The sequence below is a fragment of the Pseudomonas sp. RL_105y_Pfl2_101 genome (genome assembly GCF_963970585.1).
GTDB lineage: Bacteria > Pseudomonadota > Gammaproteobacteria > Pseudomonadales > Pseudomonadaceae > Aquipseudomonas.
The window spans coordinates 42,428-66,233 of the sequence record NZ_CAXAPG010000003.1 but is presented as its reverse complement, the minus strand read 5'-3'; the positions used below and the strand labels follow the sequence as shown (position 1 = coordinate 66,233).

37 protein-coding genes and 1 pseudogene are annotated in these 23,806 nt (G+C 58.5%); 19 read left to right on the top strand and 19 right to left on the bottom strand.

Features of this window, described 5'->3' with window-relative positions; genetic code table 11:
* Window positions 1–29: 29 nt before the first annotated feature.
* A complete protein-coding gene (locus tag AACY31_RS05145; protein ID WP_339504006.1) occupies window positions 30–653 on the bottom strand; it encodes a putative metallopeptidase in 624 nt (207 codons plus the stop codon).
* 116 nt (window positions 654–769) lie between these two features.
* On the opposite strand from AACY31_RS05145, the gene AACY31_RS05140 reads away from it, so the two are divergent.
* Window positions 770–1,057: a hypothetical protein gene (locus tag AACY31_RS05140; RefSeq protein WP_339504004.1), complete on the top strand. Its 288-nt coding sequence runs from the start codon at window positions 770–772 to the stop codon at window positions 1,055–1,057.
* Between the two features lie 122 nt (window positions 1,058–1,179).
* Here the strand turns inward: AACY31_RS05140 and AACY31_RS05135 are convergent, their stop codons facing one another.
* The 3 genes from AACY31_RS05135 to AACY31_RS05125 form a co-directional block, all read right to left on the bottom strand.
* Window positions 1,180–1,380 (bottom strand): YodC family protein, encoded by a 201-nt coding sequence (locus tag AACY31_RS05135; RefSeq protein WP_339504002.1) that lies wholly within the window; start codon window positions 1,378–1,380, stop codon window positions 1,180–1,182.
* Window positions 1,381–1,575: 195 nt separating this feature from the next.
* Entirely contained in the window at window positions 1,576–1,896 is a 321-nt protein-coding gene (locus tag AACY31_RS05130; RefSeq protein ID WP_339504000.1) for a hypothetical protein, read from the bottom strand.
* A complete protein-coding gene (locus AACY31_RS05125; protein ID WP_028236772.1) occupies window positions 1,893–2,222 on the bottom strand; it encodes a hypothetical protein in 330 nt (109 codons plus the stop codon). The genes AACY31_RS05130 and AACY31_RS05125 overlap by 4 nt, the downstream gene beginning before the upstream one ends.
* A 111-nt stretch (window positions 2,223–2,333) precedes the next feature.
* Between AACY31_RS05125 and AACY31_RS05120 the strand changes: the two genes are divergently transcribed.
* The gene (locus tag AACY31_RS05120; RefSeq protein WP_028236771.1) at window positions 2,334–2,516 is read left to right on the top strand and encodes a type II toxin-antitoxin system HicA family toxin; all 183 of its coding nucleotides are present in this window, start codon (window positions 2,334–2,336) and stop codon (window positions 2,514–2,516) included.
* 37 nt (window positions 2,517–2,553) lie between these two features.
* Window positions 2,554–2,955, top strand: a complete 402-nt coding sequence (locus tag AACY31_RS05115) for a type II toxin-antitoxin system HicB family antitoxin (protein WP_339503997.1) — start codon at window positions 2,554–2,556, stop codon at window positions 2,953–2,955.
* 234 nt (window positions 2,956–3,189) lie between these two features.
* On the opposite strand, the gene AACY31_RS05110 is transcribed toward AACY31_RS05115, so the two are convergent.
* The 13 genes and pseudogenes from AACY31_RS05110 to AACY31_RS05050 form a co-directional block, all read right to left on the bottom strand.
* Window positions 3,190–3,429 carry a hypothetical protein gene (locus AACY31_RS05110; RefSeq protein ID WP_093199243.1) on the bottom strand — a complete coding sequence of 80 codons (240 nt, stop codon included), beginning with the start codon at window positions 3,427–3,429 and terminating at the stop codon, window positions 3,190–3,192.
* Between the two features lie 173 nt (window positions 3,430–3,602).
* The gene (locus tag AACY31_RS05105) at window positions 3,603–4,298 is read right to left on the bottom strand and encodes a hypothetical protein (RefSeq protein ID WP_339503993.1); all 696 of its coding nucleotides are present in this window, start codon (window positions 4,296–4,298) and stop codon (window positions 3,603–3,605) included.
* Entirely contained in the window at window positions 4,295–4,927 is a 633-nt protein-coding gene (locus AACY31_RS05100; protein ID WP_339503991.1) for a recombination protein NinG, read from the bottom strand. Before AACY31_RS05100 ends, AACY31_RS05105 begins: the two co-directional genes overlap by 4 nt.
* Window positions 4,924–5,394 (bottom strand): hypothetical protein, encoded by a 471-nt coding sequence (locus tag AACY31_RS05095; protein ID WP_339503989.1) that lies wholly within the window; start codon window positions 5,392–5,394, stop codon window positions 4,924–4,926. The genes AACY31_RS05100 and AACY31_RS05095 overlap by 4 nt, the downstream gene beginning before the upstream one ends.
* 187 nt (window positions 5,395–5,581) lie before the next feature.
* Window positions 5,582–6,163 carry a hypothetical protein gene (locus tag AACY31_RS05090; RefSeq protein WP_339503987.1) on the bottom strand — a complete coding sequence of 194 codons (582 nt, stop codon included), beginning with the start codon at window positions 6,161–6,163 and terminating at the stop codon, window positions 5,582–5,584.
* A gap of 330 nt (window positions 6,164–6,493) precedes the next feature.
* Window positions 6,494–6,640: pseudogene (locus tag AACY31_RS05085) on the bottom strand (ClpX C4-type zinc finger protein); the annotation flags it as partial.
* On the bottom strand, window positions 6,640–7,458 hold the full coding sequence (locus AACY31_RS05080; protein WP_339503985.1) for an ATP-binding protein: 819 nt from the start codon (window positions 7,456–7,458) through the stop codon (window positions 6,640–6,642). The pseudogene AACY31_RS05085 and the gene AACY31_RS05080, both read right to left, overlap by 1 nt.
* On the bottom strand, window positions 7,448–8,227 hold the full coding sequence (locus AACY31_RS05075; protein ID WP_445261522.1) for a YdaU family protein: 780 nt from the start codon (window positions 8,225–8,227) through the stop codon (window positions 7,448–7,450). Before AACY31_RS05075 ends, AACY31_RS05080 begins: the two co-directional genes overlap by 11 nt.
* Complete coding sequence (locus tag AACY31_RS05070; RefSeq protein ID WP_339503983.1) at window positions 8,224–8,544, bottom strand: hypothetical protein; 321 nt, start codon at window positions 8,542–8,544, stop codon at window positions 8,224–8,226. The genes AACY31_RS05075 and AACY31_RS05070 overlap by 4 nt, the downstream gene beginning before the upstream one ends.
* Window positions 8,541–9,344 (bottom strand): phage regulatory protein/antirepressor Ant, encoded by an 804-nt coding sequence (locus AACY31_RS05065; protein WP_339503981.1) that lies wholly within the window; start codon window positions 9,342–9,344, stop codon window positions 8,541–8,543. Before AACY31_RS05065 ends, AACY31_RS05070 begins: the two co-directional genes overlap by 4 nt.
* Before the next feature lie 127 nt (window positions 9,345–9,471).
* Complete coding sequence (locus tag AACY31_RS05060) at window positions 9,472–9,660, bottom strand: hypothetical protein (RefSeq protein ID WP_186643048.1); 189 nt, start codon at window positions 9,658–9,660, stop codon at window positions 9,472–9,474.
* Between the two features lie 18 nt (window positions 9,661–9,678).
* Window positions 9,679–9,867: a hypothetical protein gene (locus tag AACY31_RS05055; RefSeq protein WP_010568074.1), complete on the bottom strand. Its 189-nt coding sequence runs from the start codon at window positions 9,865–9,867 to the stop codon at window positions 9,679–9,681.
* Between the two features lie 30 nt (window positions 9,868–9,897).
* A complete protein-coding gene (locus AACY31_RS05050) occupies window positions 9,898–10,137 on the bottom strand; it encodes a hypothetical protein (RefSeq protein WP_339503974.1) in 240 nt (79 codons plus the stop codon).
* Window positions 10,138–10,220: 83 nt separating this feature from the next.
* Between AACY31_RS05050 and AACY31_RS05045 the strand changes: the two genes are divergently transcribed.
* The 9 genes from AACY31_RS05045 (at window position 10,221) to AACY31_RS05005 (ending at window position 17,213) form a co-directional block, all read left to right on the top strand.
* Window positions 10,221–10,961, top strand: a complete 741-nt coding sequence (locus AACY31_RS05045; protein ID WP_339504163.1) for a S24 family peptidase — start codon at window positions 10,221–10,223, stop codon at window positions 10,959–10,961.
* A gap of 249 nt (window positions 10,962–11,210) precedes the next feature.
* A complete protein-coding gene (locus AACY31_RS05040) occupies window positions 11,211–11,804 on the top strand; it encodes a hypothetical protein (RefSeq protein ID WP_339503972.1) in 594 nt (197 codons plus the stop codon).
* Window positions 11,805–12,251: 447 nt separating this feature from the next.
* Complete coding sequence (locus tag AACY31_RS05035; RefSeq protein ID WP_339503970.1) at window positions 12,252–12,449, top strand: hypothetical protein; 198 nt, start codon at window positions 12,252–12,254, stop codon at window positions 12,447–12,449.
* Window positions 12,450–12,782: 333 nt separating this feature from the next.
* Window positions 12,783–13,085, top strand: a complete 303-nt coding sequence (locus AACY31_RS05030; protein ID WP_339503968.1) for a hypothetical protein — start codon at window positions 12,783–12,785, stop codon at window positions 13,083–13,085.
* A gap of 21 nt (window positions 13,086–13,106) precedes the next feature.
* On the top strand, window positions 13,107–13,355 hold the full coding sequence (locus AACY31_RS05025; RefSeq protein WP_339503966.1) for a hypothetical protein: 249 nt from the start codon (window positions 13,107–13,109) through the stop codon (window positions 13,353–13,355).
* A gap of 3 nt (window positions 13,356–13,358) precedes the next feature.
* The gene (locus AACY31_RS05020) at window positions 13,359–13,805 is read left to right on the top strand and encodes a hypothetical protein (protein WP_339503964.1); all 447 of its coding nucleotides are present in this window, start codon (window positions 13,359–13,361) and stop codon (window positions 13,803–13,805) included.
* A gap of 157 nt (window positions 13,806–13,962) precedes the next feature.
* Entirely contained in the window at window positions 13,963–14,850 is an 888-nt protein-coding gene (gene recT, locus AACY31_RS05015) for a recombinase RecT (RefSeq protein WP_339503962.1), read from the top strand.
* Window positions 14,847–16,475: a YqaJ viral recombinase family protein gene (locus tag AACY31_RS05010; protein WP_339503960.1), complete on the top strand. Its 1,629-nt coding sequence runs from the start codon at window positions 14,847–14,849 to the stop codon at window positions 16,473–16,475. The genes recT and AACY31_RS05010 overlap by 4 nt, the downstream gene beginning before the upstream one ends.
* Before the next feature lie 330 nt (window positions 16,476–16,805).
* On the top strand, window positions 16,806–17,213 hold the full coding sequence (locus tag AACY31_RS05005) for a hypothetical protein (protein WP_339503958.1): 408 nt from the start codon (window positions 16,806–16,808) through the stop codon (window positions 17,211–17,213).
* On the opposite strand, the gene AACY31_RS05000 is transcribed toward AACY31_RS05005, so the two are convergent.
* On the bottom strand, window positions 17,167–17,463 hold the full coding sequence (locus AACY31_RS05000) for a hypothetical protein (RefSeq protein ID WP_339503956.1): 297 nt from the start codon (window positions 17,461–17,463) through the stop codon (window positions 17,167–17,169). The two genes, AACY31_RS05005 and AACY31_RS05000, sit on opposite strands and share 47 nt — an antisense overlap.
* Before the next feature lie 82 nt (window positions 17,464–17,545).
* Here AACY31_RS05000 and AACY31_RS04995 point away from each other — a divergent pair, with 82 nt between their 5' ends.
* Window positions 17,546–18,310: a phosphoadenosine phosphosulfate reductase domain-containing protein gene (locus AACY31_RS04995; RefSeq protein ID WP_339503954.1), complete on the top strand. Its 765-nt coding sequence runs from the start codon at window positions 17,546–17,548 to the stop codon at window positions 18,308–18,310.
* Window positions 18,311–18,315: 5 nt separating this feature from the next.
* Here the strand turns inward: AACY31_RS04995 and AACY31_RS04990 are convergent, their stop codons facing one another.
* Window positions 18,316–18,747 carry a hypothetical protein gene (locus AACY31_RS04990; protein ID WP_339503952.1) on the bottom strand — a complete coding sequence of 144 codons (432 nt, stop codon included), beginning with the start codon at window positions 18,745–18,747 and terminating at the stop codon, window positions 18,316–18,318.
* Between the two features lie 50 nt (window positions 18,748–18,797).
* On the opposite strand from AACY31_RS04990, the gene AACY31_RS04985 reads away from it, so the two are divergent.
* The 6 genes from AACY31_RS04985 to AACY31_RS04960 all read left to right on the top strand — a co-directional run bounded on the left by AACY31_RS04985 (window position 18,798) and on the right by AACY31_RS04960 (window position 23,804).
* Complete coding sequence (locus tag AACY31_RS04985) at window positions 18,798–20,879, top strand: DNA cytosine methyltransferase (protein ID WP_339503950.1); 2,082 nt, start codon at window positions 18,798–18,800, stop codon at window positions 20,877–20,879.
* Window positions 20,880–21,422: 543 nt separating this feature from the next.
* Entirely contained in the window at window positions 21,423–22,010 is a 588-nt protein-coding gene (locus tag AACY31_RS04980) for a hypothetical protein (RefSeq protein WP_339503948.1), read from the top strand.
* Between the two features lie 46 nt (window positions 22,011–22,056).
* The gene (locus tag AACY31_RS04975) at window positions 22,057–22,386 is read left to right on the top strand and encodes a hypothetical protein (protein WP_339503946.1); all 330 of its coding nucleotides are present in this window, start codon (window positions 22,057–22,059) and stop codon (window positions 22,384–22,386) included.
* Window positions 22,383–23,108: a hypothetical protein gene (locus tag AACY31_RS04970; RefSeq protein ID WP_339503944.1), complete on the top strand. Its 726-nt coding sequence runs from the start codon at window positions 22,383–22,385 to the stop codon at window positions 23,106–23,108. The genes AACY31_RS04975 and AACY31_RS04970 overlap by 4 nt, the downstream gene beginning before the upstream one ends.
* Window positions 23,105–23,293, top strand: a complete 189-nt coding sequence (locus tag AACY31_RS04965; RefSeq protein ID WP_339503942.1) for a hypothetical protein — start codon at window positions 23,105–23,107, stop codon at window positions 23,291–23,293. Before AACY31_RS04970 ends, AACY31_RS04965 begins: the two co-directional genes overlap by 4 nt.
* Before the next feature lie 49 nt (window positions 23,294–23,342).
* The gene (locus AACY31_RS04960; RefSeq protein ID WP_339503940.1) at window positions 23,343–23,804 is read left to right on the top strand and encodes a hypothetical protein; all 462 of its coding nucleotides are present in this window, start codon (window positions 23,343–23,345) and stop codon (window positions 23,802–23,804) included.
* The last annotated feature ends 2 nt before the right edge of the window (window positions 23,805–23,806 follow it).

The following is a 23,806-nucleotide window of genomic DNA, read 5'->3' as shown; positions in this document are numbered from 1 at the left end:
AGGCTGTCATCCGTAAAAGCGGGGTAAAACTAAGCGACCCGACTGAGACAGGTTCCGCAGGCCCTCGCAATATTCAGTTTCCCCACCTCAGCGGGCTTGTTTGCAGCGTCGACCAGCACCTGGACATCCGGGCTCGCACCATAGCGGCGGACCACACCAACGAACTCTTCGACGTCGTGTCCACGCATCTCCAGCTTGGGCAATCCTTCCTGGGTGAACTTGGGTGCGCCGTACTGATCCGTCGCCTGAGCGATGTGGTACAGCTCATGCTCTACCAGGGCACAGAAGTCGGTGTCGCTGCACTGGGCGCAGTAGTCAGCGGCCAGGGTGATGATGAAGCTCGGCACATCGCCGAACCAGTCGCGCATCTGCTGCTCCATCCGGGCCTTCTGCCAGCCACCAGCGCGGAACGCCACTTGCTCGGCCTGGCCCAGGACTGTGCGGCCCTGCTTGTTGAAGCTCGACGAGGCCCACATAACCTGGATGTCTGCATCCAGTAAGTGGGCATGATCTTCGTTGTGGATGCTGCCAGTGTCGGCAAGGATCTCGGCTTGGAGCCACTCCCACACTTCTGGAGCCGGGGTCAGGCGAATGCCGAGTTCGGAAAGGCCCGACAACTCAAGCAGTGATGCCGGAGGCATTGGCCTGTGCATATGGAGTGAATCCTGTGTGATCAAGCCACACAAGTGCGAAAAACTACACGCAGTTGAGTGGCGGGCGTGATGCCCGAGTGCTTCAATCTATCCGCACTTTAAAAAGGAGATGTGCAATGGAGTTCCTTAAACCGCTCAGTATCTTTTCCCTGGGCCTTTACTCGGCAATCGGCGTCGCCGCATTGGTCGCCCTGTACTTTCTATTCTACGGTGCCAGGTGTGCTGATTCGTGGATGAAGCAGCAGCCAATGCCAACCGATCGAGTATGGGCCTATGTCGTCATTGCGGCGCTTTTGGGGCTGTGTATCGGGAGCTTTGCACAGGGGTTAACCGAAATCCATGCCGAATGCGCAGCCTACGGTCAACCTGTGGGTCCATGTTTCTTTAAGCACATCAGTCCATAGGCGTTTGAAAGCAGCCCGGCTGAAAGGCACGTTCGATCGCCTCCCAGTCGGGTTGCTTAGTTGTCATTTGAACTCCGGATACAGAAAGCCCCGCACTTGGCGGGGCTCGACTCACTTTTGGTTTAGACTCGACCGCGATACGCTTCGTCCACCGGCTTCAATACAGCCACATCGAAAACATCTTGGTGCTTCGTCTTACCGTCGAACCAGACGCACATCGCACCATCTTCGATGCCTTTCATTTCCCAGTTGCCGAGGGTCTGCACGGTCATGCTTGGCCCGCCACTTTTCAACTCAACCACATCACCCTTCTCAATAGCCATAACCATCTCCTTGTTTGTGGAGGCTGGATAGTGCATCGGAAAGTGTGCGTCAACAAGTGGGCGGTTTCGGCACCAAAGCCCCCTCATCTATAAATGATTGAGCGCATTAGCTGGCTCGACCAGAGTGGCTCTCTATACTGCTCCACTAGTCGAGTGTCGCGACACAATTTGCTGACGCGCGAAACGTGTCGCGCTCTACCGCTTCTTCTCGCAGCCCATGCAGCGCTCGCAGTTCAGATGGCGGCATAGCCAAGCCTTGACCCGCTGCCAGTACGTGACCATGAACAAGTGGCGGACACCGGCCAAGGCCAATGCGATGTGCAGTGTCAAACCAGCAACGGTCGGCCCGAACAGAAAGCTGTCGTGCCGGGTGGTGACCACGTACGCGCTGATGGCGATCGTTGAGTAGATCAGCTTCCCGAGGATGCCGTCCCTCACCTTCCCGCTCACCACGCACCAGAACGCCCACAAGGCGATCATGCCGCAGGCGATGGAGTTGATCAGTTCAAGATTCATGGTGGATTGCCTCCCCCGAACCGCTGGCGGATGAACGCCCAGAGGTCAGCGGCTTTGATGGCCCGGGTGATGGCGGCGATAAGCGATCCGCCAAAGGTCCCCAGGAGGAAGCCCACACCGGCCACGCTGCGCGGCTCGACCACTCCGAAATAGGAACTGATCAGGCCCGTCAGGTAATGGGCGCAGACAGCACCCGAGAAAATGAAGATCGCCCAGGCCTTTCGGTCTACCAGGTCATCGCGGTGCCAGAAACTGGCGGCGATTGCGCCGAGCAGTCCGGCAAAAGCCCAGTCGAGCTTATCGAACAGGCGCTGTAAAAACTCCATGCGCTCGACTCCGTGGGCATGACTAAAAGATGCCTCCAGGCGCACAAACACATTTGCAATATTGTGCGCCTAGAGGTATAATTGACTCATCAACTAAACAAGGAGATGGAGGTGCAAAGCAGGCAGTTGATAAAGGAGCTTGAAGCCGCTGGATGGGTTCTAGATCGAGTAACCGGAAGCCACCACATGTTCAAGCATCCAAATAGACCCCAAACAGTTCCGGTACCACACCCAAAGAAAGACCTACCCATCGGAACTGTCAGGGCCATCAAGAAACTAGCCGGGTTGATGTAGCCCGGCGTCACCCTTTGCACCTCCTGAGGAGATACATATGCAATATCCAATCTGCATCGAGTGGGGCGACGATAGAACCGCTACCGGCATCCAGATTCCTGACATTCCTGGGGCAATTACAGCCGGCGACACATTCGAGGAGGCGTACAGCGCTGCCATCGAAATCGCGCACATCATGCTGGAAGAGCTGGCGAGCTCTGAGAAAGGCATCCCGCTCCCAACCTCTATCAACAACCACCGGAACAATCCAGAGTTCGATGATATGGGATGGGGCATGCTGGAAATCGACATCACGCCCTACCTCGGCAAAACCGAGAAGGTCAACGTCACACTGCCTGGCTATGTGATCCAGCAGATCGACCGCTTTGTTCGCGATCACAACATCAAAAGCCGGTCGTCTTTCCTGGCGGATGCCGCCATGGAAAAACTTGGGCGATAAATCCCCGACCAATGTCGAGGCCCTGAATAGGTGCGCTCGTCTTTCCGAGCTGTCGGCCAAAGGCCTTCTCAACGTCGACGCCCCTTTGCATCGATCTCGCTGATCCAGTCTCGCGCCACCCTGCAGCATTGTGAGGTCAGGGTGCGCGGGCTGCCGGTGTTGATTCCGTACACGTCGCACTATCCGGCTATCGACGTCCAGGCCTTCCCGAGGGCTGCCCTGGCTACAGTTAAATCAGAATGCAGGCGAGATATCGAAGTAGTAGTCCTTCCCTTCTTCGAAATGCTCGGCGCGGTCTGCGGCCACGTTCACGGTGTATTCACCGTATGGCGTGTACTTGCCATAGATCGCGTCTTCTTCCGCCGGGTTGGCCGACCACACAGCACCGAAGTGCAGGCGGGTCAGTGATTCCGTCGAGCCCTGAACAGGCCCTTTGGAGCGGAGAGTCATTTTGCAGCGGGTGATTTTGGTCATCGGTAGATCCTCGAACGTCGATTGAGCAGGAGGGTCTTTCCGGTCTTTCGCCTGCATTTGGGCAATAAAAAACCCGGCACGGTGGCCGGGTTTCGTTTGTCACTCCTCGATACGCGCAGGAATGACAGGATGGGATTAATTTCGCTCATCCGCTCACTGATGTCAACAGGCAATCACGCAGCCTGTTCAATCAGCAAACCTTCCGCCTCCAGAATATCGGCAGCGTGCGCCAGAGCCTCGTCGACCAAGACGTCAGCAGCCTTTCCGATATCCTGCCGCCACCGGCGTCGAGTCGACTCCGGGGTGCCGTCGTTATCCCAGGTGTTCATGTCGTAGAAGCTGTCCTTGAGCACGATCATGTCCGCGGATCGGGAGCTGTCACGCTTGACCTTCGCCTGACCTGCAGCCAGCGCAGCCTTCACCACGGCCTCACGGCGCCACTCTGGCGCATCGATCGGGATCTCGACTGACACGGATGTCGCCACCTTCGGCCGCGCGCCCTTCAACTGCGGGATAGCCCATGCGGTGCTCGCCTTGAACAGGAAAAGCTTCGGCGCTGGCGTGTTGATCTGGGTTTGCAGTTCTGCAATGGCTTGGACCTTGCGCCCCTTGTGCGTGCTGTACTTCGCCACCAGCGCATCCCAGTGCTTTTGCTCAAGCGCACTGTGCAGCCGGGCAGACACCCAGCAGTCCACTTGGGTGCGGTCGATGGTGTCAGCGCCGCGGGAGCGGACCAGTGTCGCCAGATCGCCGCCCTCGTCCTCATCGGCAGAGTTGTAGAGCTTCTGCCACGCCTGCTTGCTGGTGTTGTCGATCGCCTCAGCCGCGAGGGCCGAGACAACTGCGTTCAGAACAGTTGGATAGATCATGCTGCAGCCCTCTTCAGTTCGCGGGTCTTGGCCCGGTAGTCAGCCTTGATGGCCTTGATTTCTTCCACGGTGTACTTGCGGACAGGGTGAGCCCCCTCCAGCCAGGCCACCTTGTCGGCGCCGATGCGCAGCACCAGGCGGATGCGGTACTCGACCGCGTTGCCGGAAAGGTTGCGGTTGCACTTCACGCACTGGCGGTGGATGTTCAGCGGCTCGAAGCGCAGCTCCGGACAGGCGCCGACGGATCGGTAATGGCCGGCGTCCCAGCGGCTTCCGGTCATCAGGTCGTTATCGTTGGGCTGTGAGTCGCAGCTGATGCACGGCAGGTGCGCATCGCGCAGGCGGACGTACTCGTTCACCGCGGTCTGAGCCTCGCGCAGGTGCTCCGCCCTGCTCTTCAGCTTCTCCTTGCGGACCTTGATCTCGCGGCGCCCCACGTCCGCCAAGGCTTTCTTAGCGGTCGCTTGGCCCTTCTCGGACTTGCCGTGAGCGATGGCGCACTCGATCTCGCCGCACACCGCCTGCGAGCTTCTGGAGGGCGTGAACATCACTCGACATGTAGGGCAGCGCTTACGGCGTGGGCCGCCGGACGTGAGCGGGGTTTTGCGTTGCAGTGGAGTGCGCTTCATGCAGCCTCCTTGCTCAGCAAATCAGTGAAGACAACGCCCTGACCGGTGAAGAAGGCGGCCATGCGGTCGGTGTACTGGATCCCCTGAGCGCGATTGAACAGGCTGGTCACCGGGAATCCATCCGGGCCGAACAGCTTGTGCTCGCCCATCATGGCCAGCTTCTCCTCGTAGGGCAGATGTCGCATTACCCGGTACCACGCAGCCTGAAAACCGGCGTCCTCGTTCAGAAGGATCTGCACGCCGAAGTGCAACTTGCAGTACCGTCGAGCGTCGGCGGCATCACCGATCTGGGTCATTTCGGAGATTCGCTTGTACATCCCGAACCACAATGCGTTCTGGTCGAGCGTGCGGTCCTTGCCGGGGCGCAGCGACACGACGACGAACTTCTTGTCGCGGTACATGGTGGCCAGGCAGGTGATGGCTTCGGAGAGCTTGGCTTGGCAGTTAACGCTGATCTTGTCGGTCATGGCCGGGCCTCCGCGCTAACGCTCAAGGTTCGATCATGCCAAACCAAACCGTGAGCCTTTGCTGCAATGGCGTGACGACGAAGAGGCGGGACCGAGCTATCCCGGTAGTGCTCCCAGATCCAATAAAAAGTCTGTAGGCGAGACAAGGCCTTTGCGGCAAGGAAGCACGGGCAAATAATTTCATCGGTCATGACTGCTCTCCCTTGCTCATGGCAGCGTCGATCTCGGCATCCACATCGGTCAAAACGTTGTCTTTCGGAAACCAGTCCTGTATCAGCCAGATGAACGTCTGCTTGTCCCGAAGCCACTGATAACGATCTGCACTCCTGCGCAGCACCTCGTTCTCTGCCTTGAGCCCCTGAACTACCTGCTCATAGGCTTCGTAGCCGGTTTTGAGGCCGGCGACTTCGGCGCGCAGCTCGTCGCGCTCACCGGTCGTCACTCGGATATCTGCTTTCAGCATCCCAAGGCTTACGTCGCCGCCCATGACCAAGTCCTGGTACTCGCGGATGCTCTCTGACTGATTGGCATTCTTCCGCTCCAGGCGCTCGTTCTCGGCGATCAGGGCCAGTACTGCTGCCGGGTTCGCGGCAGCGATGAACTTGGCGTTTTCTATTTGCTGGATTCCATCAACGTCATCGCCTTCGCACAGCTCCATTAGGTGCTTGGTGTAGCCATCGACGTAGAAGAACAGACAGTCCTGTTCGTAATCCCATTTTCCCGGCGATGCTGCTTCGGCAAGCCGTTTCAATTCTGTTTGGTCGCTCATGCCGTCACCCTCGCGAAGGAATACCCGTCACGTCCGTCGTGAATGACCACCGACGTATTGAGCAGGGCTTTCAGTTGTTCCCAGGTAATGATCATGCTGTCACCGCCATTGTGATCAGGACGCTGTAGATACCGATGCAGAAGCCAGCAAGGCCGCAGGCGACTCCGATTTGGGTTTTGGTGGTCATGGCTTAGCCCCTTTCAAACCCCGGCGGGCTACTGAGACACAGCCCCACGCCTCGGCTTTGTTTGCGTCGCCGTATTGGTCTTCGGCGTGCTGACGGTTCATTTCAATGATCTGGACGAGGGCGTCACGCTGGGCGCAGTACTTCTCAGGCCGGCGCTCACGCAGGATAGAAACGCAAAGATCCACGCAGTCGTTGCAGATGAAGATGCTTGGCCCTGCGATGAGCACATCAACCTTGTGTTGGCTTTCACCACAAAAGCTGCAGTACAGAATTCGCTCGACATTGCTCATCAGGAAGCCCTCCGCTTGCTGCGCTCAGACGCGCCTTCGAACACCAGGCCAATGCCACGACCCTCACGCAGACGATCGACGCTGCGATCACCCAGCACTGCGCCCAGCTCCTTGGCGTCGATGTTGGAAATCACGATGGTCGGCAGCTGAGCCTCGTAACGTCCGTTGATCACCGCGAACAGGGTGGCCAGCTCGAACTCGGTTGGCTTGGTGGCGCCCACTTCGTCGATGATCAGCAGCGATGGCTCGACCAAACTGGCGAACGCCTCGGACTCGGTGTATTCGGCGCGGTCGCCGTAGCTGCCCTTGATGAACTGGAGCAGCCCGCCGACAGTGCGGTACACGGCTGTGGCGTTGTGGTTGACGATGACGTGCCCAGCGATGGCGGCGGCCAGATGCGTCTTCCCGGTACCCGGCGTGCCGGTCATCACGATGCAGCGACCGTCTTCCAGGTGCTGCGGGAATTTCTCGGCGTACTCGACGCATTTCGCCAGATTGGCTTTCTGCGCCTGTGTGTCAGCGATGAAGTCGGCAAAGTTCTTGCCCATGAAACGCTTTGGAATCAGCGAGGCCCCCAGCTTGCGCTCTAAGCGCTGTTCGGCAATACGGGCATACATCGCCCGCTGTTCTTCCTGGTCGCGCTGCGCCTGAATCTCTGCGGCGCACTCCGGGCATCCGGACGCGATGTCGCTGGTCTTGCGAAGGACCGCGGCGTATTTACCGTGAGTCGGGCATTCGGCTGGCTGCTTGGCGATCACACCGAAACGGCGCTCGATGTCGTTGATGTCGAGATCGATTTTCTTCGGCTCAGAAGTCATAGGTGCCGTCCCCGCGAGCAGTCAGGCCCGCCTTGTAATCACGCTGGTCGAAGCCGGTGTGGCGGGATGCCGGGAACTGGTGCACGTTACTGGATGGCTTGACCTCGTCCTCCCAGCGCTTGCCGTTGATCCATGTGGTCGGCATTGGGACGTACTTGCCGCCGTCCTTGAGCCAGTCGGCAGACACAACCTGCGCGGCGAGTCCTTTGGCGATCAGGTTGAACAGTTCGTCAGTGACCTTGAGTTTCGTCCACGCCTTCAGAGCCTTGGCTTTGTCCTGCTTGCGTGGATAGAGCGCCCAGAACTTCGGGAACAGATCCGGCGCCTCGCTCACCGTAGGTGCGCAAGTCTTTTGATCTACTGGTTCTTGGTTAATGGTTAGTGGTTTATGGTTAGTGGTTAGGTGACCATCCGTGCACGCTTCGTGCACGAGTGGTGCACGCTTGGTGCGCTTGGCTTCCTCGCGTTTCTCCGCGATCTCTTTATTTTTCAAGGCTGTAGCGTGATACGACGCCACTTCATCCTGAATGCGGGCCTGCACGTAACGACCGCCAACGAGATCGAAGAATTTGCGCAAAACAAGCTCAACTGCGTCGATTTCTTCCTTGTTGCGTGCCCAGCACCAGTCAATTGCTTCTTCCAAAGTAGGGAAGCGTTCACGGTCGTAGCACGCATCAAGCAAGAGCGTGTACGCACCGTGCTCGAGCATCGTCAGGCGTCCAGCCTTCTTGTGGTAGTCGCCAATATTTCTTTTGAAGTAATGCATCATGCGACCCCCTTGAGATCGACTGGATTGAACGACTCAAGCGCTCGCAGCGCAGTGTGGTGACGACGCAAGGCGTTGTACTCGGCCTTCTTGGCAGCTTGCAGCCGTTGGTATTGGCCTTCCGTGAAGAACATCACTGGCAGGAAATCTTCGTTGTCCTGGTGAAATCGTCCTTCTGGACGGCCGTGCGCTTCGAAGAAGTCGGCATAGCCTTGATCCAGGCGGCGCTGGGCTTCGGCAAGGTCGTCGATGGCGCGCTGATGAGCCATTGCACGATCAGCAACACGAAGAATTAGCTGAAGTCGTTCGGTGGTGATCACAGAGCACCTCCGAGCAGATCGGCGTCACGGCGCGACCAAAGGGCTTGGAGCTTCGTCAGGCCTTTACCGGTAACCCGAGGAGTGGACACGGTGGTCTTTCCGTTCTCTGGATGCTCATAGGTGCTGAGCTTCGCAGTTAGATAGCCGGATTCAATCGGACCCTGCATAGGCTCGTTTTTGCGGAGGGTGACCCAACGGCGTTGGCGCAGGAATGCCATCAGGCGGTTCTGTCCGGTGCCGATCAACTTTGCGGCCTCGGCCACCGAATAGGTTTCGTGCGTGACGGTCACCGCATCGAAGAAAGCCGCCTTCGGTGCGTCGGCAGCGACCTTCTGCTCGAGCATCAGGTTTTCGTGGGAAAGCTCGGTGTTGTCGGACTCCAGGGTGACGACCTTGCGGACGTTGTCGGTCAGTAGGGCCAGAAGAACCTTTGGGTCGTTCAGGCTGGCGATATCGAAGGCCGGCTTGGCTTGGGCGTCCTCAAGTTCGTGAAGGCGGCGAATGACCTTGTGGCGAAGCGGGATGCTGTAGCCGGTGACCAGGGTTTCGGTAAGCTCGCGATCCAGATGGAAGCAAGGCATCGAGCGACCAGACCCATCCAAATAGGTGCCCCCAAATTTGGGGTCAGTGATTTGCAGCTCGGAGAGCATATTGCGGATGTCGCGCATGACGTGGTCATGGCGCTTTCCGGTCAATTCTGCGATCTCGCGTGATGACATGGTGGGTCGCGACACTTTTTGCGATACGTGAAATTGTGTCGCGGATTGGTTTGAGTTGACGACTGATTGGGGAATAGGCATTATTCGCTCCAGAACTGATTTGAATGTGCTGCACCAAAAGCCACCCTTGCCCGGTGGTTTTTTTGTGCGTCCGATTTACTGCTTGGTTGTTTCACTGGCGGATCCTCAATAGTCCCTAGGGGACTTATCAGCCCTTGCGTCCTATGGAAGCGACGTTGCTGCGGCTTTTTGGCGGGCGCGTCATTCGATCAAGCGCCCGATTCATGATTGATGCGGCCATCTCTTCTGGCGTTAACCCGTTGCGTCTGGCCAATAGCTCCAGATCAGCGAGTCCCTGCCAGTCGAGCTGGATTTCCAGCGGCTTTCTTTCAGGCACAGGGCCTCCTCGGCAACTTCAGGCCACGTCTGTTTTCGCGTTAAGCTCTTCCATCATTTGGTTCAGGCCGCGCTCAAGGATTTCGCGGGCGAGCACGGCTTTCTGGGTCCGCTGAAATCTGGCCATAGCGGTCAGCAGATCGTCGGCCACCTCATCCAGGCGGACCTTTGTGGGTTTGTCGTGCATGTGGCTTGGGTCGAAGTGCATCGTTTGGCTCCTTTGAGCATGCAAGGTGGGTTAAGCGGCGGTTTTCTTCGGGTGCGCCTCGGCAAGCAGCCAGGCAGATTCGAACGGCTTGCCATTGGAGGCAGCCAGCTCAGCAATTTTCTTGGCGTATTGGGTTTCGCCGGTGTACTCGGTGCGCGGCAAAGCGTCCGCGGCGAGCCATTTGTAGATGGCGCGTGGAGTCTTTCCGCAGGCCAGTGCAACCGCTGGAACACCGCCGGCGTCATCGATCGATTTCTTGAGCGGCCGCATATGGCCTCCGAGTTAAATATGAACTTGCGGTACATATTATGTCGGAACTGAAAGTACATGCAAGCGCATGCAACCATGTACCCATGGTTCAAATAGAAGATTTGCGCGCTGCGTTCGTTGCCCGCCTCAAAAAGGCCTTGGCGGAAAAAGACATCCCAGAATGGGGTGCCGGTGCTCGCCTTGCGAAAATGGCTGGCGTCACACCGAAGGCCACCAGCAAGTGGATGAACGGTGAGTCCATGCCTGGCGGCGCCAAGATGCTGGCTGTGGCCAATGCTCTTGGTGTGCGCGTCGAGTGGCTGGAGTATGGTCGGGGCGACATGTTGGAAGGCTCACCCACTTCTCCCGTAACAGATGAAAGAACTCCCCCTCGGAGCTTCGATCTTCGGGATGAGCCTGGATACACAGGAGTACTGCAACTCACCGCGCGCGGCTCAACCGGCGATGGCGACGACAACCCTCACGTCGAGATTCGCGGCGTCATGGCGTTCAAGTCGTCTTGGCTTCGGGCGAACAACCTGAACCAGCGTCACTTGGACGTCATCTATGCGAACGGACACAGCATGGACCCGACCATAAACGATGGCGACGTGCTGCTGGTGGACGAATCCAAGATTGAACCGAAGGACGGCCAGATATTCGCCATGCAGAGCGCAACCAAGGGAACGATCGTTAAGCGCCTGGTGAAGTCCGACATTGGCGGCTGGATCATCCGCAGCGACAACCCGGACAAGGCGCGATACGGCGATGAGACGCTGCGTGATGGGGAGATAAATGAGGTTCGTATTATCGGGCGCGTGGTTTGGCGCGGCGGGATGCTTTAGAAGGGTACGCTCCCATAGCCAAGCCAGGCAAAGCAATAGGTTCTACCACGGAATAATAAAGTCCAGCCCAGTGCTGGGCTTTTTGTGTCCGCCATTCCCACCTTTAGCCTGAATCAAAGCCTCCATGCTCCGCTCTTAAGCCAATACGCCGCCCTTGCTGCGCAACCCATGAAACCGCCGCTGAGCGCTTTGGTGATGGCGAGTATTTGGGGTGGTAGGATGGCTACCACTTAACGCGGAGGTAAAAACATGCGGCTGGCTGGAGTTCTTCTTGCAATCATTGGGCTTGCGACCATTGCTTACGCTATCGCCATGGATGTCACCGTGCCTTATGGCGCGATGTATTGGGAGAGGGTGGCAAATGCCGATCTTATGTCTCGCCGGATCATGTTTTCAGTTTTAGGGGCGGCGTTAGTGGTTTCTGGGGTTATTTTGATTTCCATGGATCTACGAAATCAGAGCAAGCCAAAGTACTCCGATAGCGCAGATTGCGCGGCCTGCCCATTTTGCGCTGAACTGATAAAAGTTGAGGCCAAAAAATGCAGATTCTGCGGATCGGATGTCGCGCCATCCACCGATAAGCTATCTATCCCTTGCATACCTACCGGGAGGGGGAGCAACCATGGCTGGGTCGTGATTATCCCGGCAGAGCACCAAGCCCAGATAGAAAGCAGGATAGGTGTCGCGACTCAGCTTGGACAAACAGTTATCTCTGGAAGTGAATCACCGGTAGTTTGTGGTTACTTTGAGTCAAGGCCTGACGCCGACGCGTTCTGCAAGAGGTTGCATGCAGAGTGCGAAATTCTCGCAAAAACCAAGTACATATCGATTTCTGCTAGCTAGAGATCCCGTCCTTCGAAGCTGTTTATGCCAGACCAATGCCCGCCAATCGCGGGCTTTTTTTCGCCCCCGATAAAAATATGTACTTTTGGTACTTGACCGATGTGAACCATTGGTACATATTTACTCCATCGAGACGCCACAGCGCCTCGCCAGGGCCTCAACAGCCCGTCCGCTCTTTAGCTCCACCCCTTGCCGGATTACCACCGGCCCAGATTCAAAGGCAGCGATGAACCGGCCTCAACGGTTCAGAGGGTTGGCAACTGACCCGGGCGTGCAGCGTAAAACGCCAAGAACAGTTATCCAGCGGGAGAACAAGCCGAAAGGCCCGCGGCTGGAGGAACAATTTGAATTGATCTGTACCGCGCCAGTAGCGCCGAAGGATCAGCGGAAATTTTCACTGATGCACCTGGTGACGGGTGCATTGGGAAAACAACCGAGGGCAAGAAGATGAATAAGGTCATCCACATCACCCTGCGCGGAGAGCTGCAGGTCTTCGCCGACGCCGACCTGAATGCCTGCATCCAAGAGGCGAACAGGCTCAACGCGGAGCGCGGACTCACCAGTGGCGTGCGCGTCGTTGAGTGCGAAGACGGCCAGCGAATGACGGCGGCCGATTGCAAGGCTGCTGCCCGATCCTCTCTATGAGAGCGCATCGGACTGCTCTCCACCTTTCACGGCAGGCTTGAGATTGTTCAAGAACCTCCACCGGAAGCCTGAGAGCAGTCCGATGCGGATGAAACTGCGGCCTATAACCGCCCACCTGCATCAATCGGCGAATAGCTCAACCCGCATTGCGCAGGGTCAGCGCCAACCTGGTATTGGCGAGCTACCTTGATCTGGCACAAGCGCCGTGACAGCCGGGAAAGACCGGCACCCACCCTCCCCGACCAATCCCGCATGCACATGACACCGCGCCCAACGGCAACCAGCGGGATGCATGAGTGTTGACGAATACAGGTGAACCACAGAGGAAACGACATGGCTCTTCAAGTTGATGAAGTCGCGGTCACGGGCGGCTACCGCATCCTTGATACGGATCGGCACCCCGCATATCAGGGCGTTGCTCTGGTAGTTCAGCGGGACGCACATCCGGTTGCCGCTGGCTGCGAGATCACTCACGCCGATGCACTGGCCACTGCCAAGGTAATGGCGGCGTCAGGCGCCCTTCTGGAAAGTCTTCAGAACCTGGTAGGGCTAGCCAAGCTCGGTGCCGCGCACCTCGGCAAGTACCACGCTGCTCTGGCGGATGCAGAAGCAGCCATCGCCAAAGCCACCGCCTAACGCCTAACTCTGGAGGCGCCCATGCACCCAAGCGTTCAGCTCGGCAAAGAAGTGCGCGCAGCACTGCGCATTCGTTCACGCATCGCCACGGAAGACCTCTACTCACTGATCGGCCGGCCGCTACCGGTAACGATGCCTCGCTTCGTTGTGAAGCCGGCAGGTACTGCATTCTTCCATGTCTTGGATGGCCGCACCGGCAAAGCCCGTGGCTTCCGTCGCGATCACAACGAGGCCTGCGCTTTGGCGCGCAAGCTTGAATCCCAGGAGTAGACCATGACTGATTTCCTCGACAACGTTGAAGGGCCGGACTGGCTCCATGACGCAATCAACTCGCTGATCTGCGGTGACAACGTCACGGCGCCGCGAGCTCACGGTAAGACGGTAGCTTTGGTGACTCCGCAATCGCTGTGGGAGGCACTGTCCGAACACTTAGGCGCACAAGAACACATTGCCCCACTGCTCACGGATAACCGCGAGTATCCGATTGAGCGAATGATTTGCGAGATTATCGCCGACGGTCGCCGGGCTCACGGCGCCATCTATGACCTCGCCATCTCTGCGCTGGGCCAGCCGAAAGGCGACCACCCGACAGCGCTGCACGACGTCGCTGAAGCACTGATCCGGCCTCACGCAAACGAGTATGGCCGGGCGCGGGCGGAAGAGCTTGAAGCCGAGCGCGCCGCCGATCTTGCAGAAATGCGAAAGGACGATGCCGCATGACAGCCCAGCAACGCGCCAGACGCTTCTGGTTCTGGCGCAGCTCATTCTTCGCGCTCGCCACCTGCACCGCCATCATGTTGCTCGGCGCCCTTTCTTCGCCAATCCCTCAATAGCACGCACCTTTCAATCGCTGCGCACCGCGCGGCAAGGAACAGTCATGTCCGCTCAAAGCGTGGCGCCGGTGGCGCACGACCGAAACCTCCACGTCCTTCCGCACGCAGCAACCAGCACCAGCGCTCTGGTACTGGACGGTGACAGCTTAGACAAGATGATGCGCCTGGCCGAAGTAATGGCCACCGGCCGCGCCACTCTGCCGAAGCACTTCAACGGCAATGCAGCGGATTGTTTGGCGGTCGTAATGCAATCGATGCAGTGGAAAATGAACCCGTTCGCCGTCGCGCAGAAAACGCACCTGGTTAACGGTGTGCTGGGCTACGAGGCGCAACTGGTCAACGCGGTGATCACTACCTGCGCACCGGTGCTGGATCGCCTGCACTACGAGTGGTACGGCGCTTGGGAAAAGGTGATCGGCAAATTCACCATCAAGAATGGCGACAAAGGCGAGTACCGCGTCCCGGGCTGGAAGCTTGAGGATGAGCAGGGCCTAGGCGTGAAAGTCTGGGCAACCTTCCGCGGCGAAGACGAGCCGCGCGTCCTTGAGTTGCTGCTGGCCCAAGCTCGCACCCGCAACAGCACACTCTGGGCTGACGATCCCCGCCAGCAACTGGCATACCTCGCTACCAAGCGCTGGTCGCGCCTCTATTGCCCTGACGTGATCCTCGGCGTGTACAGCCCAGATGAGCTCGAAGAATCCGCACCAACAATTCGTGACGTATCACCGGCGCGTGGCGCGGCACCAGCTGAACTTCCGCCCTACCCCGACGAAAAGCTCGCAGAGAACTTGCCCAAATGGCAAATCGCTGTCGACGCCGGCCGCTCCGCCCCTGATCACCTGATCGCAACCGTCAGCAGCAAATTCACCCTGAGCGAAGAGCAGATCGCCAAGATCAAAGCGCTCGCGCCAATTGAAGGAGACCACGAATGAAAATCCACAATGTCGCTCAGGGCTCCGAAGCCTGGCACGCGCTCCGCGCCAACTACTTCACTGCGTCAGAAGCGCCGGCAATGATGGGCGCCTCGAAGCAAATGAAGCGCACCGAACTGCTGCATGCGAAAAAGACCGGGCTCGATCGGGACGTGTCGTGGTGGGTGCAGAAAAACCTCTTTGATAAAGGACACGAAGCCGAGGCACTTGCTCGGCCGATTCTAGAAGGACGAATTGGCGAGGACCTGTTTCCCGTCGTCGGTACCGAAGGTGATCTGCTGGCATCCCTCGATGGGTGCACGATCCTCGGCGACATCCTTTTCGAACACAAAATGTGGAACGAGCAGCTCGCTGCCGATGTTCGCGCCGGCATCCTTGATCCGCACTACTACTGGCAGCTCGAACAGCAACTGCTGGTCAGCGGCGCAGAGAAAGTAATTTTCGTCTGCTCCGACGGCACCGAGGAAAACTTCGTGTCGATGGAATACGCGCCGGTGCCGGGCCGCGCCGCAACGCTCGTCGCAGCTTGGAAACAGTTCCAAGCTGACCTGCTGGACTTCACTCCGGCCGAGGTGGTGCCGGAAGCCGTCGGCAAAACGCCGGAGTCATTGCCAGCGCTGCGCATCGAAGTGACCGGCATGGTCACCGCCAGCAACCTGGAGCAATTCAAAGCCCACTCGCTGGCCGTCTTCAACTCGATTAATACCGAACTGGAAACGGATCAGCACTTCGCCGATGCAGAAAAAACGCTCAAGTGGTGCAGCGATGTCGAGGAGCGCTTAGAAGCTGCTAAGCAGCACGCCCTGAGCCAAACCGAAAGCATCGACGCATTGTTCAAGACGATCGATGACATCGCGGCGGAGGCACGGCGCAAGCGCTTAGAACTGAACAGTTTGGTGAAAGCTCGCAAGCTCAGCATCCGTGAAGACATCGTCATGGATGCAGCCAAGGCGCTGCAGGTCCACATCGACCAGATCAACGCTTCACTGGCCGGCAAAGCGCGGATGCCTGCGGTACCAGCGAATTTCGCCGGAGCCATCAAAGGCAAGAAGACGATCAGCAGCCTGCGCGACTCTGCCGACTCCGAACTGGCGCGAGCGAAGATCGCTGCAAGCCAAATCGGCGACAGCATCCGGAGCAACTTGGCCAGCCTGGACGAGCTTGCCGCCGAATACATGTTCCTCTTCAACGATATCCAGCAGTTGGTGATGAAGGCGAACGACGACTTGGTCGCGCTGATCAAGGTGCGCATATCCGAACACCGGAAGACAGAGCAGCAGAAAGCCGAAGCGCAGCGCGAGCAGATTCGTCAGCAGGAGCTGCAGCGCATTGCGGACGAGGCGAAAGCCAACGCACCGGTTGAGCCTGCGCCAGTCGACAGCCCAGCACCGGTGAAAGCCGCCGCGCCGGTTCAGTCTGCGTCGAAGCCAGCGACCACAACCGCGGTGCCGGTGAGCCTGCAAGCTGAGGTGTTCGATCTGGAAGCGCTGATCAAAGCCGTGGCCTACGGCCAAGCCCCTATTTCGGTGCTGACTGTGGACTGGGAAGCGCTCGACGCGATGCTCGCAGCCCAGGGCGCCAAGTTCAGCATGGCCGGCGTCAAGCTGGTCAAGGTGGCAGCGTGATCCGCCTCAAGCCTTGGTCGATTGAGTGAACATCCAGCCGAATGCAACCACGCCAATGATAGGACGTATCAGATCCGCGGCTGAGGCCATGCCGGAAAACACCTGTAGCCCGGTTATTACCATCATCGCCAATGCCGCGAGAATGCCAAATGCTGCGATCCAGCGAAAATACCTTGGAAACATTGTGTAACTCCCTTGTGAAGGGGAGGCATCGTAATCGCATTTAGCGATCACTTCAATCTACGTTATCGAGACGGATCACGGACTGTTGAAGCTTAAAGTTACTGACCTGGCTGGACTTGCCGGCCAGCGGAATTGAAGAGGTAGGCCATGGCCGAAGTACAGGAGCCGACGAAGGAAGCGATCAAGCAAAAGAAAAAGCGCGAGAAGGCTGCAGCAAAGGACGCTGCATTGGGCGTCGAGAAGTTTATGGTTGAGGTCGCCGGCGTGTTCAAGTCAGACCTCAAGCGGGTCATGGCAGCGCACGGCATCAACAACCAGCAGGACATTCACCAGCGGCTCCTAATCAACCTGATCGCCGCCGACTTCGAAACTCAGGCCAAGATGTTACAAGGTGTCAAGACACCTATCGTCGTTACCGAAAAGGTGTCGAGACTTATTGAAGCGGCCGGCATGAAGTCGCTCGCCGACGATCCGCCGGAGCCTGACGACGAAGTCGAGAAGCCCGAAACTACGGCAGATCCGGATCAGGTTCGTATGGCCCCATCACCTTGTTGATGTTCGGCCACACCATATAGGCCTTCCAGTTCTCATTGTCCCGAGAGCAGTAAACGAGGTATTCGCTGTCGCTGCTGCGGCTGACGCGGTAGCGATAAATTCCGCAACCTTTCACTTTTGCCTGAACCAGCGCGCCGGTGACTGCGTTGTTGAATTCATAGACCCATGGCCCCGGATACATCTGTTTCACCGATTCTGCGGAAGCGGCCATCGGTATCAGTGCGGCAAGCGCGATTATCAATCGCTTCAATTTGAATCCCCTTCCGGCTCCATGCCGGGCCGAACACAAATACCCCACTTCAACGAATCACGCCAGCCGGCGAGGATCCCCTATGCACGTTTTGTTCTGCAGTTACGGGAACGACTCAATCGCCCTGATCCAGTGGGCGCATGAGCGCGGCCTGAAAGATGTCGTGTGCCTCTACTCTGACACCGGCTGGTCCGCAAACTGGTGGGCCGACCGTGTAGCCAAGGGCGAGACTCTAGCCCAGGGCTACGGATTCACCACTGCCCGTACCGAATCGGAGGGGATGCTCGAACTGGTCAAGCGTAAACGCGGCTGGCCCGGCGCCGGCGGACAGGGTCAATTCTGCACCGCGGAGCTAAAGGTGCTTCCAGCTTTGGAGTGGCTCGACTCCAGCGACCCTGACAAACAGGCAACAGCCATGACCGGTGTGCGCCGCAGCGAGAGCAGGCACCGTTCGGACGCTGAGGAGCACGTTATGGAATCAGAGCGGCATGGCAATCGGGAGCTATGGCAACCGCTGGTGCGGCACACCGATGAAATGCGCGATGCCCTGATTCATCGAACCGGCTTCGAAGTTCTTCCGCACCGCTCACTTGAGTGCTATCCGTGTATCAACGCGAACATCGACGACATTCGGCTTCTTTCCGAGGACCGAATACGGCTGATCGACATCACCGAGAAAGACCTGGGTTTCACCAAGAAGGGAAAGCCCCGCGTGATGTTTCGCACAGCGCGCCGCAAAGGTGCCGTTGGCATCCGCGCCGTTGTGCAGTGGGCAGCAGCGCCCAGGCCGCGCGACCAAATGGAAATGTTCCCCGCTCAGTGCGACTCAGGATACTGCGGCGGCTGAGCGAATCACTTTGGCCAAAGTGATAACACGCCGATTATCACACCGCCAAGCCCTGTAAATGATGCAATCCAAAAGCCCCAAAATTCACGGCGGTGCTTTCGCTCTTCCCTCACGGCATCTCGCACCACTTTCAGTCCGGCCGGCAGCAAGTAGTAAGGCTCGTCGGGGTGATCATCCCATGCGACCCGCGCATACAGCTCGGTATCAGACCGACTTGGAAGCAACACGCCCAGTGAGTCGGCCTCACGCTCAAGGTACTGGGTGATAAGCAAGGACCTCCACTGATCTGACAGCTCAATTTTCTCCATGTAGTCCGCCCATTGCCCGCTTTCATGAGCCTGCTCGCAATCAGGTGGCGCTTTTTTTTCAAGCTCTTTGGCGTCTTTTTTCTGCTTCCGCAGCTCAACGCGATACTTGATGTAGTTATAAAAAAACATCTCAGCCCCACAACATTTTGAAACCGCAACTATAGCCGCGAGGTATCCCTATGTCCGCACAACAGAAGAAACACCCCTTCGATTTCAAAACTCAATACGGACTCGGCTTCAGCACTCAGGACGATGAAATCGTTGTCGATTTCTTCTGTGGCGGTGGCGGCGCTGGTACCGGCTTGGAGATGGGTCTGGGCCGCGCGGTGAATGTCGCGAAGAACCACAGCCCCCAGGCGATCAGCATGCACACCGTCAACCACCCGGGCGCAGTGCATTACACGACCGACGTGTTCGAAGGTGATCCGGACACGGAATGCGGCGGCAAGGCCGTTGGCTGGTTCCATATGTCGCCAGACTGCACGCACCACAGCCAGGCGGCCGGCGGCCAGCCGCGCAAGCGTGAGATTCGAAACCTGTCGTGGATCGGCTTGAAGTGGGCAGGCAAGAAGAAGCCCCGGGTGATCAGCCTGGAGAACGTGAAGCAGATCCTGCAATGGGGCCGGCTGGTCGCCAAGCGCGACAAGGCCACTGGCCGCGTGGTGACGCTGGATCTGGTGCCGCACACAACCAAGAAAGGAAAGACCACCAACCGAGTAGCCGCACCGGGCGAGCAAGTGCCGGTGTCGAACCAGTTCCTCGTCCCTGACCCGAAACAGCGCGGCCGCACCTGGCGCCGATTCGTGGCCCTACTGGAAGGCATGGGCTATGTGGTGGAGTGGAAGGTGATCAAGGCGTGCGACTTCGGCGCACCTACCAGTCGGGAACGCCTGTTCATGATTGCTCGGTGTGACGGCCAACCGATAGTGTGGCCTGAGCCGACCCACGCCAAGAACCCCGCCAAGGGCCAGCAGAAGTGGAAAACCGCCGCTGACTGCATCGACTGGACGATCCCAAGCAAGAGCATCTTCGACCGGCCAAAGCCGCTGGCACCGGCCACCCTCCGCCGGATCGCCAAGGGCATGAAGAAGTTCGTCATCGATGCCGCTGACCCGTTCATTGTGCCGATCGCGAACTGGTCCGGCGAAAGTGTGCAGTCAGCGCATGACCCGCTGCGTACCGTGACTTCCTGGCCACGCGGCGGTTCGTTCGCCTTGGCCAGCCCGATCATCGCGCCAGCCACGCACCAGGGCAGCGACCGCGTCAACGACCCCCACGCCCCGCTGCCGACGGTGACTTGCGCCAACCGCGGCGAACTGACGCTGATCAGCCCGGTGCTTGTCGGTGCTGGTGGGCCCGAGTATTCAGGCAAGCCGGTGGCTGCCGACCAGCCAGCCGGGACACTCATGACCCAGAACCATCGCGCGATCGCGGCGGCACACCTGGTGAAGTTCCGGTTTGCTGATGAAGGCAAGGCGCTCGACGAGCCGCTGCCAACCATCACCAGCGGCGGAAACTACCAACGCCCGGCCGGCGCCGCGCACGCCATGGGCATCTCAACGGTGTTCATGGCCCAGATGAATGGCGGGTTCAACACCACGGATGCCAAGAGCATCGAAGACCCGATGACCACGGTGACCAACACCGGCAGCCAGCAGCAGCTGGTGACCGCCAACCTGGTGCACCTGCGCGGCAACTGCGATGCCCGGGACGCAGCGGATCCGCTGCACACCATCAGCGCCGGCGGCACGCACCATGGGTTGGTCACCGCTTTCATGGAGCGCCAGTTCGGCGCCAGCGTTGGCCAGGGTGTAGACGAACCGGCGCCGACCATCACGGCCGGTGGTGGCGGGAAGAGTTCGCTGGTTGAGTTCCAGCTATCACCAGAGGTCGAAGCCGGCGCACTGAGGGTCGCCGCATTCCTGATCAGCTACTACGGCACCGAGAACATGAGCGCCGCCGACGCACCAGCGCCAACCATCACCACCAAGGATCGGCTAGGCCTAGTCACCGTCACCATCAAGGGAACGCCTTACGTGATCGTCGACATTTGCCTTCGGATGCTTCAACCGGCCGAGCTGTACAAGGCTCAGGGCTTCCCCGCCGACTACATCATCAGCCACGGCGCCGACGGCAAGCCATTTACCAAGACCCAACAGGTTCACATGTGCGGCAACAGCGTAAGCCCACCGCCAATGGCTGCACTGGCACGGGCCAACGATCCTTGGAGGGCTGCAGAGAACGATGCAGTAGCCGCCTAACCCCTTATCAGGTTGTGTTGTTTTGCTGCGAACGTTGAAAGGTTCGGTACGTCACCTGTTGCCCGATTGGTTGCAATCCAAATCCTCGTCGCCTCCACATCGAGGCTCTGTTGATTTGCATCCAGCTCGGCCAGAAGACTTCCAGATATCCGATACCGGCCACATCCGCTGCAGTTCCAATCCTGATAATCGCCTAGCGGAGCAATATCCTCAGCCGATTCATTGCAAATTCGACATGCCATTTCCTGCACTCCTTGTGAATGACCATTTAACTGTAGCTGATCCCTCAACAACCTCCACCGCCCGGGCATGCCCCGGCAAGGAGCCATCGTGATCCGCCAATACCGATTCAGCGAGCTAATGGCCCGCCTGACCAGCGAGCAGTGGACGGTCATCCAGGAGACCGAGGCAATTACCTGTTTATGCATTCTGCCTACAAGGGCCGGAGGTTGTGATGATCTGGTTTCTGATCGGAGTGCTAGTTCTCAATGCGGCTGCTCCCTATGCCGCCTACAAATTCAGCGTTAAGCGTTAGGAGGGTGTATGGAAAGCGTGAAGAAATTCGAGCGGGAAAATCGTTACATCGTGATTAAGCGTAGCGACCTGAAAAAAGTCCCGGTTACCTATCGGTCTACCATGATTACTCCGATGTTCAACCTTCTACCGCATTTGCCAAGACGTGAGTGCGTAGTTGTTGAGAGCGATTGGCCGGAATACGAAATCGTCTGGGCAATGATCGAGCACCGCATGGGCGGAAAGCCGGTGCCTGACTTCGACCGCATCAAAGCCGAGAACCAAGCCCTGCAACTGCTGCTGAACGATCGCGACGACCTCGACGATCAGCTCACTAGCCTGGAACAGCGGCGCTACGCAGAGCAGCAGGCGCGGGAGGCGGCAGAGCGGCGGGTTGAGGCTTTGTGCGCCTTTGCCAATGAAATGGTCGACGCGGTGTTTGAGGGTGGAAGCCTGGACGGTGCCGACATCCAAGACATTGCCGTCAAGCATGGTGTGCTGCGAATCGAAACCCGCGAAGATGAATGCGGTGAGCGCTGCGCCTGCCGTGAGTATGGGTTTCCGGCCGAGTGCTACCGACGCACCGAGCTGATCGCACTCAACCCAATCAAGCAGTAACCCCTCTCCCTTCAAAGTCAGCCGCTATAGCGGCAAGGACGAAGTCATGCCTGAAGAAATCAAATTGATTCAACCAGCCCCAGTCGTGCGCGACGAGAACGGCTTTTTCCAGCACCACGACCTGCCTGACTTTGAAGAGGGCGACGGTGAAAAGTCCAAAGCCTGGATCGCTGAACAGCGCTTGCAGGTGAAGATGGTTGAGCTCGAATACCACAGCGACGAGGCAGTCTCGGAGCGCTACTTCGAAGCGGGCGATCCGGATTGCAGCTACTGGGATCCTGACCGCCCCGAAGGCGAGGATTGGTTCTGCCTGGCGATTCACGATACGGACGACGGCCCGGTCTGCTGGTGGGCACGCCGAGAGGTGACGCCATGACTCAAGTAAAGGAACGGCCGATCTTGTTCTCGGCGCCGATGGTGCGCGCCATCCTGGAAGACCGGAAGACGGCCACGCGGCGGGTAGTGAAAGGCTTCCAGATACCTACCGAGGACACAACTATTCCGGCAGGCGATCGTCAGCGCTGGAGCGCAATAGGCCAAAAAGACCCGCGCTATGGCTTCTGCATATTCGGATCGACTGAGGCAGAGTGCGCCAAGGAACTGGAAGAGTACGCACCCTGCCCGTATGGCCGACGCGGCGACCGACTGTGGGTGCGCGAGACCTGGTACTGCGATCACTTCGAAGTGATGCGCGGTCCCTACCTCAAGCCGGATGATCTGAACATCGGTGAAGCGCTCGACGACGGGACGCTGGTCTACGCCGCCGACGGGCTCACCCCTTACGAGGCTGATCAGCCAATCTGGAAACCATCAATCCATATGCCCAGATGGGCCAGCCGCATCCTGCTGGAGATCACCGGCGTCCGCGTCGAGCGATTGCAGGACATCACCGAGGGGCAGGCCGTGGCCGAGGGCGTGCGCCTGATGCGCGACGGTAGCGATACGTGGGTAAGTCGCGAAGGCCCTGGAAACCTCGTTACCCCATGGCCGACTGCCAAAGAAGCATTCAGCGACTTGTGGAACTCCATCAATGGACCGGACGCATGGGAAGCTAACCCCTGGGTCTGGGTCGTCGAGTTCAAGCGAGTGACGCCATGAGCAAAGTCAGCCTGAACGTTGAAATCCACTTCAAGAAAGACCGCCAAGAGCGCGAACCGCTGTACTTGAACCTCACGCTGAACAGGGACAACCCGTCCGACGATCGCATTGCCCAGGCCGTCTATGACGAGGTGACACAGCACCTCTTCGAAAATCCGTGGGAAGTTGAGGAGCCACAGCCATGATCCTCCCCCTGCTCTACATGGCCCTCCTGATCTACAGGGGGCCGAGGCCATGAGCGACGCACCCATTGAGCCGCAGGATTACATCTACGGCGTGAAGGTCGTTCAGATCGAAGACCTACGCGTAGCCAGAGGATTAACACGGCGCCCGGCATCCTCCTGCCGACACAAACAGCTGGTTTATGACCAAGGAGAGCGGCGCGTCTGGTGCCAAGACTGTGAAGCCGAGGTAGAGGCTTTCGACGCCTTCGTTGGAATAGTCGAGGTTTTCAGCGCTGGCATGAGCAAGTTGAATACTCGGCGCCGTGAGCTGGCAGAAGCTGAACAGTTCCAGATCCGCAGCCGCGCCGCAAAGGTGATGGACGAAGCCTGGCGCAGCACAAAGATGGCGCCCCTCTGCCCTCACTGCATGACCGCCATCCTTCCCGAAGACGTTGCCGGCGGCGTAGCTAAAACCTCGAAGTCACTGGTTGTAGCAGCTCGCAAGCGCAAGCAGACCAATCCAGCCTCCTAACC

Bases quoted from the DNA above. Each gene is read 5' to 3' on its own strand.
- AACY31_RS04965 (WP_339503942.1), top strand. From the start codon at position 23,105: ATGAGCAAAGTCAGCCTGAACGTTGAAATCCACTTCAAGAAAGACCGC.
- recT (WP_339503962.1), top strand. From the start codon at position 13,963: ATGTCCGCTCAAAGCGTGGCGCCGGTGGCGCACGACCGAAACCTCCAC.
- AACY31_RS05090 (WP_339503987.1), bottom strand. From the start codon at position 6,163: ATGAGCGACCAAACAGAATTGAAACGGCTTGCCGAAGCAGCATCGCCG.
- AACY31_RS05025 (WP_339503966.1), top strand. From the start codon at position 13,107: ATGCACCCAAGCGTTCAGCTCGGCAAAGAAGTGCGCGCAGCACTGCGC.
- AACY31_RS05055 (WP_010568074.1), bottom strand. From the start codon at position 9,867: ATGCACTTCGACCCAAGCCACATGCACGACAAACCCACAAAGGTCCGC.
- AACY31_RS05050 (WP_339503974.1), bottom strand. From the start codon at position 10,137: ATGCGGCCGCTCAAGAAATCGATCGATGACGCCGGCGGTGTTCCAGCG.
- AACY31_RS05140 (WP_339504004.1), top strand. From the start codon at position 770: ATGGAGTTCCTTAAACCGCTCAGTATCTTTTCCCTGGGCCTTTACTCG.
- AACY31_RS04995 (WP_339503954.1), top strand. From the start codon at position 17,546: ATGCACGTTTTGTTCTGCAGTTACGGGAACGACTCAATCGCCCTGATC.
- AACY31_RS04985 (WP_339503950.1), top strand. From the start codon at position 18,798: ATGTCCGCACAACAGAAGAAACACCCCTTCGATTTCAAAACTCAATAC.
- AACY31_RS04980 (WP_339503948.1), top strand. From the start codon at position 21,423: ATGGAAAGCGTGAAGAAATTCGAGCGGGAAAATCGTTACATCGTGATT.
- AACY31_RS04970 (WP_339503944.1), top strand. From the start codon at position 22,383: ATGACTCAAGTAAAGGAACGGCCGATCTTGTTCTCGGCGCCGATGGTG.
- AACY31_RS05005 (WP_339503958.1), top strand. From the start codon at position 16,806: ATGGCCGAAGTACAGGAGCCGACGAAGGAAGCGATCAAGCAAAAGAAA.
- AACY31_RS04975 (WP_339503946.1), top strand. From the start codon at position 22,057: ATGCCTGAAGAAATCAAATTGATTCAACCAGCCCCAGTCGTGCGCGAC.
- AACY31_RS04960 (WP_339503940.1), top strand. From the start codon at position 23,343: ATGAGCGACGCACCCATTGAGCCGCAGGATTACATCTACGGCGTGAAG.
- AACY31_RS05130 (WP_339504000.1), bottom strand. From the start codon at position 1,896: ATGAATCTTGAACTGATCAACTCCATCGCCTGCGGCATGATCGCCTTG.
- AACY31_RS05040 (WP_339503972.1), top strand. From the start codon at position 11,211: ATGCGGCTGGCTGGAGTTCTTCTTGCAATCATTGGGCTTGCGACCATT.
- AACY31_RS05075 (WP_445261522.1), bottom strand. From the start codon at position 8,227: ATGATGCATTACTTCAAAAGAAATATTGGCGACTACCACAAGAAGGCT.
- AACY31_RS05105 (WP_339503993.1), bottom strand. From the start codon at position 4,298: ATGATCTATCCAACTGTTCTGAACGCAGTTGTCTCGGCCCTCGCGGCT.
- AACY31_RS05100 (WP_339503991.1), bottom strand. From the start codon at position 4,927: ATGAAGCGCACTCCACTGCAACGCAAAACCCCGCTCACGTCCGGCGGC.
- AACY31_RS05010 (WP_339503960.1), top strand. From the start codon at position 14,847: ATGAAAATCCACAATGTCGCTCAGGGCTCCGAAGCCTGGCACGCGCTC.
- AACY31_RS05065 (WP_339503981.1), bottom strand. From the start codon at position 9,344: ATGCCTATTCCCCAATCAGTCGTCAACTCAAACCAATCCGCGACACAA.
- AACY31_RS05035 (WP_339503970.1), top strand. From the start codon at position 12,252: ATGAATAAGGTCATCCACATCACCCTGCGCGGAGAGCTGCAGGTCTTC.
- AACY31_RS05095 (WP_339503989.1), bottom strand. From the start codon at position 5,394: ATGACCGACAAGATCAGCGTTAACTGCCAAGCCAAGCTCTCCGAAGCC.
- AACY31_RS05030 (WP_339503968.1), top strand. From the start codon at position 12,783: ATGGCTCTTCAAGTTGATGAAGTCGCGGTCACGGGCGGCTACCGCATC.
- AACY31_RS05115 (WP_339503997.1), top strand. From the start codon at position 2,554: ATGCAATATCCAATCTGCATCGAGTGGGGCGACGATAGAACCGCTACC.
- AACY31_RS05020 (WP_339503964.1), top strand. From the start codon at position 13,359: ATGACTGATTTCCTCGACAACGTTGAAGGGCCGGACTGGCTCCATGAC.
- AACY31_RS04990 (WP_339503952.1), bottom strand. From the start codon at position 18,747: ATGTTTTTTTATAACTACATCAAGTATCGCGTTGAGCTGCGGAAGCAG.
- AACY31_RS05080 (WP_339503985.1), bottom strand. From the start codon at position 7,458: ATGACTTCTGAGCCGAAGAAAATCGATCTCGACATCAACGACATCGAG.
- AACY31_RS05045 (WP_339504163.1), top strand. From the start codon at position 10,221: ATGGTTCAAATAGAAGATTTGCGCGCTGCGTTCGTTGCCCGCCTCAAA.
- AACY31_RS05125 (WP_028236772.1), bottom strand. From the start codon at position 2,222: ATGGAGTTTTTACAGCGCCTGTTCGATAAGCTCGACTGGGCTTTTGCC.
- AACY31_RS05145 (WP_339504006.1), bottom strand. From the start codon at position 653: ATGCACAGGCCAATGCCTCCGGCATCACTGCTTGAGTTGTCGGGCCTT.
- AACY31_RS05110 (WP_093199243.1), bottom strand. From the start codon at position 3,429: ATGACCAAAATCACCCGCTGCAAAATGACTCTCCGCTCCAAAGGGCCT.
- AACY31_RS05135 (WP_339504002.1), bottom strand. From the start codon at position 1,380: ATGGCTATTGAGAAGGGTGATGTGGTTGAGTTGAAAAGTGGCGGGCCA.